The organism is uncultured Bacteroides sp. (genome assembly GCF_905207245.1).
Classification (GTDB): domain Bacteria; phylum Bacteroidota; class Bacteroidia; order Bacteroidales; family Bacteroidaceae; genus Bacteroides.
Window position 1 is genome coordinate 38,638 of the sequence record NZ_CAJLKP010000043.1, and the last position, 12,352, is coordinate 50,989.

Annotated in this window: 9 protein-coding genes; 6 read left to right on the forward strand and 3 right to left on the reverse strand. The window is 45.1% G+C overall.

Going from position 1 to position 12,352, the window contains the following annotated elements; all coding sequences use genetic code 11:
• The first annotated feature begins 21 nt into the window (after window positions 1–21).
• Together QZ135_RS13980 and QZ135_RS13985 are read left to right on the forward strand one after the other, a co-directional pair.
• Window positions 22–801: a DUF3822 family protein gene (locus tag QZ135_RS13980; RefSeq protein ID WP_294610382.1), complete on the forward strand. Its 780-nt coding sequence runs from the start codon at window positions 22–24 to the stop codon at window positions 799–801.
• Window positions 792–1,328, forward strand: coding sequence for an RsmD family RNA methyltransferase (locus tag QZ135_RS13985; RefSeq protein ID WP_294610384.1), 537 nt, complete (start codon window positions 792–794; stop codon window positions 1,326–1,328). The genes QZ135_RS13980 and QZ135_RS13985 overlap by 10 nt, the downstream gene beginning before the upstream one ends.
• Here the strand turns inward: QZ135_RS13985 and cls are convergent.
• Window positions 1,323–2,762 (reverse strand): cardiolipin synthase, encoded by a 1,440-nt coding sequence (gene cls / locus QZ135_RS13990; RefSeq protein WP_294610387.1) that lies wholly within the window; start codon window positions 2,760–2,762, stop codon window positions 1,323–1,325. The two genes, QZ135_RS13985 and cls, sit on opposite strands and share 6 nt — an antisense overlap.
• A gap of 110 nt (window positions 2,763–2,872) precedes the next feature.
• Here cls and QZ135_RS13995 point away from each other — a divergent pair, with 110 nt between their 5' ends.
• Complete coding sequence (locus QZ135_RS13995; RefSeq protein ID WP_294610390.1) at window positions 2,873–3,640, forward strand: porin family protein; 768 nt, start codon at window positions 2,873–2,875, stop codon at window positions 3,638–3,640.
• 102 nt (window positions 3,641–3,742) lie between these two features.
• Here QZ135_RS13995 and QZ135_RS14000 read toward each other — a convergent pair whose 3' ends face one another.
• On the reverse strand, window positions 3,743–6,646 hold the full coding sequence (locus tag QZ135_RS14000; protein ID WP_294610393.1) for a TonB-dependent receptor: 2,904 nt from the start codon (window positions 6,644–6,646) through the stop codon (window positions 3,743–3,745).
• Between the two features lie 99 nt (window positions 6,647–6,745).
• Window positions 6,746–7,159 (reverse strand): hypothetical protein, encoded by a 414-nt coding sequence (locus tag QZ135_RS14005; RefSeq protein WP_294610396.1) that lies wholly within the window; start codon window positions 7,157–7,159, stop codon window positions 6,746–6,748.
• Window positions 7,160–7,352: 193 nt separating this feature from the next.
• On the opposite strand from QZ135_RS14005, the gene aroB reads away from it, so the two are divergent.
• The 3 genes from aroB to QZ135_RS14020 all read left to right on the forward strand — a co-directional run.
• On the forward strand, window positions 7,353–8,414 hold the full coding sequence (gene aroB / locus QZ135_RS14010; protein ID WP_294610399.1) for a 3-dehydroquinate synthase: 1,062 nt from the start codon (window positions 7,353–7,355) through the stop codon (window positions 8,412–8,414).
• Window positions 8,415–9,197: 783 nt separating this feature from the next.
• Window positions 9,198–9,656, forward strand: a complete 459-nt coding sequence (locus QZ135_RS14015) for a hypothetical protein (RefSeq protein ID WP_294610402.1) — start codon at window positions 9,198–9,200, stop codon at window positions 9,654–9,656.
• A gap of 398 nt (window positions 9,657–10,054) precedes the next feature.
• A partial coding sequence (locus tag QZ135_RS14020) for a SusC/RagA family TonB-linked outer membrane protein (RefSeq protein WP_294610405.1) occupies window positions 10,055–12,352 on the forward strand: 2,298 nt, incomplete at its 3' end.

Sequence of the window (12,352 nt, forward strand, 5' to 3'; positions counted from 1 at the left end):
CCCCCAACCTCAAAACATTGTATGATAGAAACGATTGACTTTAGTAAATCGGAACAATATACGTTATCCATCCGCCTTAGCGCGGATGGATTTTCTTTTTCTGTATTCAACCCTTTGGGTGAAGGCGAACTCTCTTTCTTTGACCGGAAAGTGGAAGAATCCTTATCCCTCACAGCCAATCTGAAACATACTTTCCGTGAAGTAGAATGGTTGAACCATCCTTACCGCCGTGTAAACGTACTCATGGCAGGCAGGCGTTTCACCCTTGTACCACTTGAGTTCTTCGAAGACGAACAAACGGAAATGCTTTTTTATCACAATCACCCGAAGCGGGAAAATGAAGTAGTGCAGTACAACATTCTGCGGAAAAACAATGCCGTAGTGTTGTTCAGTATGGATAAAAGCACCCGCTCCTTCTTGTGCGAACAGTATCCTGATGTAAGATTCTATTCGCAGGCAAGCTCATTCATCGAACATTTCTCCAGCAAAAGCCGTCTGGGCAACAGCCGGAAAATGTACGCCCACCTGCGGAAAAATGCTGTCGACCTGTATTGCTACGACCGCAACCGCTTGTTGCTTGCCAACTCTTTTGAATGCGGACAAACGGCAGACCGCATCTACTACCTATTATATATATGGAAGCAACTCGGCTTTGAACAGGAACGCGACGAACTGCACCTTACCGGTTACTTGTCCGACAAAGAAGTTTTGCTCAGTGAACTACGAAAATTCATCCGGCAGGTATTCGTCATGAATCCTGCCACTAACCTCGACCTACAGGCCATAACAGCATGCGAGTAATCAGTGGAATATATAAAAGCAGAAGGTTCGACGTCCCCCGCACCTTCAAGGCACGTCCTACAACGGATTTTGCCAAAGAGAACCTATTCAACGTACTTTCCAACTATCTGGATTTTGAAGACGGAGTATCTGCCCTCGACCTCTTTGCAGGGACAGGCAGCATCAGCATAGAGTTAGTGTCACGCGGTTGCGACCGGGTAATCAGTATTGAAAAAGACCGGGACCATCACGCATTCATCTGCAAAATAATGCAGGAGGTGAAGACTGACAAATGTATCCCCATCCGCGGCGATGTATTTAAGTTCATCAAAGGGGGACGCGAACAATTCGACTTCATCTTTGCCGACCCTCCTTATGAGTTGAAAGGCTTGGAAACCATCCCCGACCTTATATTTGAGAATAACCTCCTGAAAGCAGAAGGACTGTTCATACTGGAACATGGAAAGAAAGACAACTTCGAAGATCATCCGAACTTTGTGGAAAGGCGGGTTTATGGTAGCGTGAACTTCTCACTCTTCAAATTATAAAAGCGGCGCCATCAAGCGTACCACGCTCTCGGCTGCCTTTCGCCACCAAGGGCGTTTCACCCAGTTTTTAAGGAATATCTGCACACTGTCCCGTTGGTCCTGAAGGAAGACTTCACGCATCTGCAAAGCTGTTTCGGTATCGTAGATAAAGGCATTCACTTCAAAATTATGTTCGAAGCTGCGGAAGTCCACATTGGTGGAGCCGACGGTGGAAAGCTCATCATCCGATACCATCAGTTTGGAATGCAGAAAACCTTTCTTATAGAAATAAACCTTCACACCTGCTTGCAACACATCTGCCAGATAAGAACAAGAGCCTAAGTGCGTGAGGCGGTTGTCAGCACGCAGGGGCAGCATTAAACGAACGTCCACCCCTGCCAATGCGGCTGTTTGCATAGCAGCCAATATCTGCTCGGTGGGCAGGAAGTAAGGGGTTTGTATATAGAAGTATTTTTTCGCGCCAGATATTGCCATACTCAACCCTTGCATAATCTCTTTCCAAGGGCCGATAGGGTCACTTGTCACAATCTGCACGAGAGAAGTGCCGAAGGCTTCCAGTTTAGGAAAATAGCGGGAAGCACTAATCAATGTGCGGTCTACAAAATACCAGTCGAGCAAGAAAGCCGTCTGCAAGCCATGTACGGCTTTACCTTCCAGCAAAAGGTGTGTATCTCGCCAGATGCCCCACGAGAAGCCCCGCATATAACGTTCTGCCAGATTCATCCCACCCACAAAGCCTACACGCCCGTCAATAACCACAATCTTACGATGATTACGGTAGTTCACTTTACTGGTGAACACAGGAAAGCGCACTTTCAGGAAGCTGCGCACCTCGATACCCGCCGCACGCATCTCATCATAAAAGCGATTGGGGACGTGCCAGCAGCCTACATCATCGTAAATGACACGCACTTCAACACCCATCCGGACTTTTTCTATCAAGACATCGCGCACCATGCGCCCGATGGCATCATCTTCAAAGATATAGAACTCAATATGAATATGCTTCTGAGCTTTATCCAACTCGCGCAACAAGGATTGCAGCATGGAGACGCCACTGGTGTAAGTTTCCACACGGTTGCCGTCGAAGGGAAGTGCCTGATTGGTGTTACGGAACAAAGAGATCAGCCGGCTATAAGCCATAGGCAAGGTAGAGGCATCCTGTGCCAGATATTCTACCATCGGTTTATTAAGCAGGCGGTTATAAATCTTGTTCCCTATCACCCGCTCGCGCCTTTGGCTACGTCCAAAGAAGAAATAGAAGACTAGCCCCACAACAGGTAGAAACATCAGCACCAATATCCACGCAAGCGTCTTCACCGGATTACGATTGTCGAGGACGACGACGACAATAGTTCCGATAATAGCACCAAAGTAAATGATGTCAAAAGCAACAGTGGCTACCAGGTTAAGTATGGAGTTCCAATCAATCATGGAAGCAAATATAGAGAAAATTAAAGAATTCCTATTTTTTTATAAGGAAAAAAGGATTGACTTTAAAGTATTTACATATATTTGCAAAATATACACTAAAATAATAAAATATGAAAAGACAACTGCTAATCATCCTTCTATTGGGTTTATCCACGACTATCTGTTACTCACAAGCAAAGATTAACGTACAAGCCGGAACCGGATTAACCGGCATCACCAAGAACGAGAATTACAATGCAAACTTTGGATACCGCTTCGGTTTAGGGGTTGAATTCCCGATTGACCGGACATGGTCGCTACAAACGGGACTCCAACTTTTGAACAGGAGCTATTCTTTTGATGAAGGAGCAACTCAGATTCTCCATGTCCCGTCCGTAACCGGATTAGAAAAACTATATCACTGTTCTTTTAACTCAAAAGTAAATGCTCTTTACCTCCAGATTCCTCTTAAGATGGCTTTCTATTTGCCATTCGACAGCCAGTGCGGGCTACAATTCAGTGCAGGTCCGTATATCGCCTATGGCATTGGTGGAAAAAGTAGCCTCAACTGGTTGCTTGCTACTTCAGAATCTATCGACACCGATGACCTCACTGAAGGAAGCCCAAACACTTCGCTTGAGCAAGGAAAAGAATCACATAAGACATTCAGTAAAGACGGAGGGCTGAAACGCCTGGATATTGGATTAAGTATTGGAGTAGACTTCAAATACAAACGTTTCTTTGCAGGTATCGGTGCTGAATACGGTTTCCTTCCTATTGATAAGGAGTTTCCCAAAGATTTCTTTAAGTATATTTTCCAGGAGGATCAAAAACTGGTTTCTCCCCGCAATATCGGAGTAGAACTCCACGTCGGCTTCTGTTTCTACGCAGGCAAATAAACCGAAAAGTGCATCATTTGAAATAGAAAAAGGTTGTGCCACGCATATGACACAACCTTTTTGCCTTAAAATGGCAATATATATAATAACTGGTTAAGGGATTTAAAAACGTCGTCCACCGAAACCGCCGGGATGACGTCCGCCAGGACCTCCGGGGCCACCAAATCCACCTCTGTGCCCTTCACGAGAAGCTTTACCGCCAAAGATATTCAGGCGATAGATAAAGTGCACCATGCAGTAGCTATTGATACCATTATATTCGGAAACCGAACGGCCATCTGCCGTCAACGAACGGCTGATATTACTTTGTTGTTTCAGAATGTCATACACTTCAAAGCTAACAGTAGCCGCACCTTTCAGGAAAGTTTGCGAAAGTTGTGCATTCCAGATCAACTCGTTGCGATTCATGCTCGAATCCGTATAACCACGGCGGCTCTGGTTGGCGATGTTCGTGGTGAAAGTCATGTTCCAGGGAGCCATCAACTGGGTATTGGCACCATAAGAAAAAGTATAAGGCTCCTGATTGTTGTCCGGACGCAGTTTGTTACGCTCGGCAGTATAAGAGATAGAACCATTCAAGCCGAATTCAAACCAGTCATTACGGTAAGAACCATTCAGACGCTCGCTCAATGTCAGACCTGTTGTCGTATTCTTATCATCCATCTTGGTTTCCTGATTGTATAAGTAGGCCACATTGTTCTGATAGTTGATGTTTGAGAATGAATTAATGGTGTACTTCTTATTCTTCAATGCCGTATTGAAACCAAACATACCGAACGCGCTCCAGTTACCGTTGATATTCTTTGGGGTTGTGGTGCGTCCACCGGTTTCCTCATTATATTCGGTACTGTTACTGATGCTGTTCTGCGTAGCCGAGAAGCTGGCATGCGTCATGATTCCCCGTTGGAGTTCCGCATTATACGTATTGTAGAACAAACGCATGGAATGCGTGAAGGAAGGTTTCAGCCCCGGATTACCGACACGGATATTCAGCGGATTGGAGTTGTCAACAATCGGCAACAGATTTTCCATGCTCGGCTGACCTGTACGTCCGCGATAATTAAAACGCAACTGGCTTACTTTGGAGAAGCGGTAGCGGAAATCAATATTCGGGGCAAAGTTGAACACAGAACGGGTGGTATCAATCATATAGTCCCCCTTCTTATAAGAAAGCTTAGAACTCTGCGGCTGGAAAGACATACCGGCACTCAACTGATACTTTTCACGAATGAAACGCAATGATACGGAAGCATCATGGTTATAATATCTGTACTCAGCGTATTTACCCAGACTGTCCACAGCATGGTTTTGATAACCGACGGGCAACGGTTCGCCAAGCCCCCATTCCGGATTAATCTTATACAAATCATACGTCGTCTTGTCACTCTCACTATATTTATACTGGAACTGATAGCTGAATTGCAGGAAAGTGGCCCGTGCAATAGGCTCGCTATAAGTGATTTGCGCACTATAATTATAGTTATTTGTCGGAGTAGTGATAAACTGATTACGAATCAGGGTAGAATCCGGATTGGTAGGAATCTGATAGTAACGCGTCATAGACTCCGTGTACTGGTTATTGTCATTATCACCATAGCCGAAGCGCCCACGGAACGTAATATTACGCCCTTTGTCATTCAGCTTGCGGTTGACTTGCAAGGTTGCATCAGTCGAAATACTCTTGCTGTCAGAAAGCGTACCGCTGTTCGTGGCATTCACACGAATGTCCTTCAACGGATCTCCGGTGCTTATAGCATCGAAGTCAAGATAATCATTCGGATTGGCAACCAAGGCGAACGGGTCTGCATTGAAGGTTCCCGTCAATGAGCTTGAAGCATTATCCGTCTTTCCATAAGAGAAGTTCGGACGGAAAATGATGTTCGTCAGTGAGTCCGGCTTCCATTCCAAACGGAAATCGGCTCTGAATGTAGAATTCTTGTTCCGGTTGAGTGAATTGGAGTTGGAGTATGAATTACCGTTCTGCAAGAAACGCTCGGATGAATTGACATTGGCAATGTCGGCATCATTATAATTGTACTGGGCACTTCCTCCCAACTCTATCTTTTTATTCTCGGTAGCAAAGCTGATACCCAGTTCTTTGGGTGCATTCAAACCATTGTTGCGACGCCAGCGCGGACCACCGCCGCCACCGGAAAAGCCCTGGTTGTTCACGTTATTGGTAGAACCGATAAGAGTGACCTGCGTCTTATCCACAAAATGGTTTACGTTCATACGCGCTGCATAGCGGTCCTCAGTACCCACGGCAGCATCGGCATTACCAAACCATCCACGGTTCATTCCTTTCTTCACCGTCAGGTCGAGTACGGTTTCTTCTTCACCGTCGTCAATGCCTGTGATTCTCGCCAGGTCGGACTGCTTGTCATACGTCTTCAACTTATCAATCATCTCCACCGGCAGGTTCTTCAAGCCCGTCTTTACGTCTCCGCCAAAGAACTCTTTTCCGTCCACCATAATCTTTTTCAAGTCCTTACCGTTGATTTTCACGTTACCATCATCATCAATCTCGGCACCGGGGAGTTTCTTCACCAGCTCTTCGAGCATGGCGCCTTCCGGCGTACGGTAAGCGGTAGAGTTGTACACCAAGGTATCTTCCACTACCTGCACTTGCGGGGCCTCTGCGGTAACCACCGCTTCTGCCAGCATCACGGCATCCGTCTTCAGTGACAACGTACCTACATTCTTATTGGGAGTTTGAGCCGACAATTGCAAAGGAAGCATTGTGGGCTGAAAGCCGATATAGGAAACCTTCAATACATATTTCCCGGCTTGTACTTTAGGGAGAGTGAAATATCCCTGTTGAGTAGTTGCGATACCTGCTGCAAATGCACTGTCCGGCAACGAAAGCAACTGTACTGTGGCTTGTACGGCGGGCTCTTTCGTGTCGTCTTCAACGACACGCCCCGCCACTGTAATGTTTTTAGTCTGAGAGAAAACGGAAAGCGTTGTTGTCAGCAATAACGCTGTTCCGATGATTACTTTTTTCATGCGCCTGTTTTTTATGAAACAAAATGTCTGTTTTTACACTGATTCATTTGACAAGCTTTCCATTAAAAAGTTTAATGAGGATTAAATAAAAGATTCTAATTATCGACGTTCACGCTTAAATAACCCATCAATCCGCGCTTTCTTTATACCAAATTCCAGGCAAAGAATATTCAGTATCAGAAATATCAGGAAAGAGGAAGTATCCACACTCATAATATCTCCTTTTGCCAGTCGATAAAGCATACCGCCGAAGATGAACAGCACGGTCAGGAATATGGCATTGCGTGTAGCCTTATTACGTATTTCCTCCGTTTTTTTACTTTCGTCCTTCGTCAGGGCAAAGATAGTCATCAGCGCACCCAGCATCATCAGCAACTTGGAACACTCTTTATAGAACAGCAGGTTGGCATCCGTCATTTTCCCCATTACATAGAGCATTATCGGAATGAATAACGCTAATGCAATCACACCATATCCTAATAAACGGCAATATACCGGTAACAATGCTTTCATCTTATTTAAGAATTATAAGTTATACATTTATGGAAGTTGTAAGTTTTGTTGTCTGCAAAGATACTTCTTTCGGAGAGAAATCCTATCTTTAAAGAAGATAAGCTGCATCCCGGCATAACTTTTTCATGCAAGCATGAAAGTTCTGCACTCGATTTGCATTATCTTTGCGGAACTAAAAAAAGACAAATACATCATGAGTAAACAAGAAGTAATCCTCTGCGAGGAACTGGAAAGCAGCCTGACAAATGCCATCGGGAGATGTCCCCATGACAAGCTCTTCATCCTGACCGACGAGCACACCCACCGCCTTTGCCTGCCGCAACTCAACGGCATCCCGGCACTGAAAGAAGCTACAGAAATCATTATCGGTGCCGAAGACGTTCATAAGAACCTGGAAACCTTGGCTTCCGTATGGCAAGCCCTGAGCGAACAAGGCGCTACCCGCCATTCATTGCTCATCAACCTGGGCGGCGGCATGGTGACCGACCTGGGTGGTTTTGCCGCTTCCACCTTCAAGAGGGGTATCGCTTATATCAATGTCCCCACCACACTGCTGGCAATGGTGGATGCTTCTGTGGGAGGCAAAACGGGCATCAACTTCAACGGACTGAAGAATGAAATCGGTGTCTTCGCCCCTGCCGCCTCAGTGCTCCTCGAAACGGAGTTCCTGCGTAGCCTCGATGCACACAACTTCTTCTCGGGTTATGCCGAAATGTTGAAGCACGGACTTATCAGCACGCCTGAACACCTGACCGAACTACTGGCTTTCGATACAGAAAAGATAGATTACGCCGCATTAAAGTCAATGGTGGGCCGTTCCGTACAGGTAAAAGAGGATATTGTGGAACAAGACCCACTGGAACATGGCATCCGCAAAGCGCTGAACCTGGGGCATACCGTAGGCCATGCGTTTGAAAGCCTCGCCCTTGCCGAAGGCCGCCCGGTGCTGCACGGTTATGCCGTTGCATGGGGAATCGTTTGCGAGTTATACCTTTCTTATATAAAGGTAGGTTTCCCGAAAGAGAAGATGCGACAAACCATTCAGTTCATCAAAGAGAACTACGGGAGCTTCGCCTTCAACTGCAAACAGTATGACCAGCTTTACGAACTGATGAAGCATGACAAGAAGAACAGCGCCGGCGTCATCAACTTCACCTTGCTGAAAGAGGTAGGCGACATCAGCCTCAACCAGACTACGGACAAGGATACCATTTTTGAAATGTTCGACTTCTACAGAGAGTGCATGGGGGTATAATCCCCCCGCTTTCAACCTTTCTTTCGTTACAGTTCCATCACCACTTTGTCTACTACGTCAATATCTCCTCCCATAAGATATAGACCGGGAGCTTCGTCCCATATGTTTAGTCTCCTTTCTATCCTTATATAATGCAAAACCAGCAATGTTTTCCGTACTCTACAAAATGTCAAAAAGGAATCAAACCACCTATTTCCTCTATTATAGTAATGAGTCCTAAAGGCATTCTTTATTTCATCGCCTGCCTATCGGGATATAATTTGCCAGGCACTTTTTTTGCGGATAACTATAGTGCACTTTGCGTTCCACTATAGTTATCCGCAAGGAACACTATAGTTACCCTTGCGGAACACTATAGTGGAACGAAGAAAATGTAGGCAATGAAGAAAATCTAATTGGGCAATGAAAGATGTTTAAACAGCATCGTGACGAAGAATCTGTTCGTTTTGACCAAACCGATAAGAAATGAATGAAATCAGACAACAGATCTTATTTCTTCCCCCTTTTTACATTGCTGTTTCATTTTTTATCGTACCTTTGTGATGTCGAATATTTTTTTACCATGCAGCAGGGAAACCTGCCAAGAAACCGTGGCGGGCATTTTTATGCCCGTTCGCGACACTCCTATATGGCGGTCCCTGCACCCCCATGGGGAGTGTTAATGCACCTCCAACAGCTGCATGGTAGATGTTCGACAATGGGACAGGCGGGGATTGCCTCTTTTTTCTTTTTCTTCTCCTCTCCCATAAATCGAATTATTCACCTTTTAAAACTTAATGGTTTATGGAAAACAACACTCAAACGGTAGCCGTTCAGGAATTACCCAATGCAGCAATGCACCCACGCACAGACTTCCCATCAGAAGATGCAATGAAATCGTATTATTTGCAATTAGCCAACATCATGAATGTAAATTACACGGGAGGGGATTCAGAATACATAAATATGAAATGCCTACACCGTAAACTAAGACAATTCATCCATATTCTGCAACTAATAGGTACACATGAATGGGGACAGGGCATTGCCGAAATACAAAACGCCAGTGGAGCCTACATGATGCAAAGCAATACCCCTCCCAAAATCCTCCTGCAAAACAATCGGGAAATCGGCCTGCACCTGCAATTCGTGATGCAACTGGCAGGAAACGTGGGTTTTCTGAAACAACTGGAAGGCATCTTACGCTATCACTTTCAAAATATAGAAACCCTATTGAAAGGTCTGAAAGAAGAACTTGAATAAATAAAACTTCCCTCAGGAAAACATTATCCTTATCGGAACCATAACCGGAGGCATCATAGGTTACATCTATGAATACGTGAGGATATGAAACCAAGTTCTCATTGTTTGTCAAAGGAAGCATTCTGATATAGCCTAAGTTCCACTAGTACTTAGTGTTATGGTAGATGCAAAGATATGAATTTATATTAAAAAACAAACGTTTTGAATATTAAAAAGCAAATTTTCATTTAATAATTACCTGTTTCATACCTAAGTATATTGTCGTAATAAGCCTATTCTGACGAAGTGATATTATGACACGAATGCCTTTTCAAGTTCTCCGGGCAGTAGTTTTCTCGCATAAATATAAGTACTAGTGGAACTCGAGAAACAAAAATACTAACTTAAAAAGAGAACTTATGAAAAGGAAACTACTATTTGTCATGCTGGCCTATCTGTTTTTGTGGGCGAGCGCAACTATGGCCCAGGTTTCTAAAATTACCGGAGTCGTCATTTCAGAAGAAGACAACGAACCGGTAGTTGGTGCTTCCGTCTTGGTCAAAGGTTTTTCGCAAGGAGTGATTACTGATGTAAACGGAGAATTCGTCCTCAGCAATATTCCCAGTTCTGCTAAAACCCTTGTCATTTCATTTGTAGGAATGCGAACAGAAGAAGTAGCTATCAAACCTCAGCTCAAGGTTATTCTGGCAAATGATTCTCAAGTATTGGACGAAGTGATTGTAACGGTAGCCTATGGTACGGCAAAGAAATCTTCACTGACGGGAGCCATTTCAACCGTCGACCAGAAGCAAATTGAAATGCGCCCCACTTCCAGCGTAACTTCCGCTCTGGAAGGAACAACCTCGGGGGTACAAATCAATAGCACTTACGGTGCTCCAGGTAGCGACCCCTCTATCCGCATTCGCGGTATTGGAACCGTAAACGGCTCAAGTTCACCCTTATACGTTGTAGATGGCGTTCCCTTCGGAGGAAACATATCAGATATAAATCCGGCGGATATAGAAAGTATCTCAGTGCTGAAAGATGCCGCTTCGTGTGCACTGTACGGTAATCGCGCATCAAATGGTGTCATCTTGATTAGTACTAAAAAAGGTACTTCAAACAAAATCAGCTTCGACCTGAGAATTAACCAGGGAGTTTACACCCGTGGTATTAAAGAATACAAGCGCACCTCCCCCAACCAGTTCATGGAAGCCAGTTGGCAGAACCTGAAAAATGCACGCATATCAGCCGGTGACGATGCCGCCACTGCTGCCCGATATGCCACGGAGAACCTTATTTCCGAACAGTTGTACCTGAATATCTATAATAAAGCCGACAATGAATTGTTCGACCCAAACGGTAATCTGGTTGCGGATGCGCAAATACTGCCCGGCTATGCTGATGACCTCGATTGGTACTCAGATGCTATCCGAAGTGGATACCGCCAAGAATACTCCTTTAGTGGCAACACAGCCAACGAGAAAAGCAATTATTACTTCTCCATTGGCTATCTGGATGAAAATGGTTATGTCAAGAACTCCGACTTCAGCCGTATCTCGGCACGCACGTCCATGAGTTTCACTCCCAAGAAATGGTTCAAAGCGGGTATCAACCTATCCGGTACACACCAAAATTCCCAGGCAACCAATGGAAACAGCGATGCAGCATTTACCAATGCTTTCATGTATTGTCGCCAGATAGCGCCTATCTACCCTGTACACCTGCACAATGCAGATGGCTCTTATCGCCTGGATGATCTTGGCAACAAACAGTACGACCCGGGATTTTATACGGATGATGATGACGTGAGCATCTCTACGCGCAACCAGTATGTAGACCGCCACGTGATCTGGGAAAATGAACTGAATACCGACAAAACCGTACGAAACACCTTGCAGGGTATCGCTTTTGTCGACGTAAAGTTCCTGAAAGACTTTACATTCACCCTGAAAGGCGACCTTAACGTGCGCAATTCGGAACAAACATCTTATGACAATGCCACCATCGGTGACGGTAAAGGAAGCAACGGCCGCACCAAGCGTATCACTTATCGTTATAAGAACTATACTTTCCAACAACAGTTAAACTGGAACCATGTGTATGGAAAACATTACATAGATGCATTGGTTGCCCACGAAAACTATTCGAACAACTATGATTACCTGTATGGTTTCAAAACTACCGAGACGTTTGCCGGAAAACCTAATTTATCGAACTTCACGGATATAACCAGCCTGAACGGTTATGAAACAGACTACCGCACGGAGAGTTATCTGGGACGCATTCGCTACAACTATGCAGAGAAATACAATCTGGAAGTTTCTTTCCGCCGCGACGGTTCGTCACGCTTCTCTCCTAAGAATCGCTGGGGAAACTTCGGCAGTATCGGTGCCAACTGGCTCGTATCGGAAGAAGACTTTATGAAATCTGTCACCTGGGTGAACTCACTAAAGTTCCGTATCAATTACGGACAGGTAGGTAATGATGCCGGAACCGGATATTATGGTTACATGGGACTATATGCCGGTAGTCAGAATGCCAACATCGGCGCTTATTACTTATCACAGAATGAAGCCCTCGACCTGAAATGGGAAACGGGTGAGGCCTATGGCATAGCTCTTGAAGGCCGCCTGTTCAACCGCTGGAACATCAGTGTTGAATACTTCGACAAGCGGAATAAGGATCTTTTATTCGATGTCTACCTGCCACTGTCG

Bases quoted from the DNA above. Each gene is read 5' to 3' on its own strand.
- QZ135_RS14015 (WP_294610402.1), top strand. From the start codon at position 9,198: ATGGAAAACAACACTCAAACGGTAGCCGTTCAGGAATTACCCAATGCA.
- aroB (WP_294610399.1), top strand. From the start codon at position 7,353: ATGAGTAAACAAGAAGTAATCCTCTGCGAGGAACTGGAAAGCAGCCTG.
- cls (WP_294610387.1), bottom strand. From the start codon at position 2,762: ATGATTGATTGGAACTCCATACTTAACCTGGTAGCCACTGTTGCTTTT.
- QZ135_RS13995 (WP_294610390.1), top strand. From the start codon at position 2,873: ATGAAAAGACAACTGCTAATCATCCTTCTATTGGGTTTATCCACGACT.
- QZ135_RS13985 (WP_294610384.1), top strand. From the start codon at position 792: ATGCGAGTAATCAGTGGAATATATAAAAGCAGAAGGTTCGACGTCCCC.
- QZ135_RS14005 (WP_294610396.1), bottom strand. From the start codon at position 7,159: ATGAAAGCATTGTTACCGGTATATTGCCGTTTATTAGGATATGGTGTG.
- QZ135_RS14000 (WP_294610393.1), bottom strand. From the start codon at position 6,646: ATGAAAAAAGTAATCATCGGAACAGCGTTATTGCTGACAACAACGCTT.
- QZ135_RS13980 (WP_294610382.1), top strand. From the start codon at position 22: ATGATAGAAACGATTGACTTTAGTAAATCGGAACAATATACGTTATCC.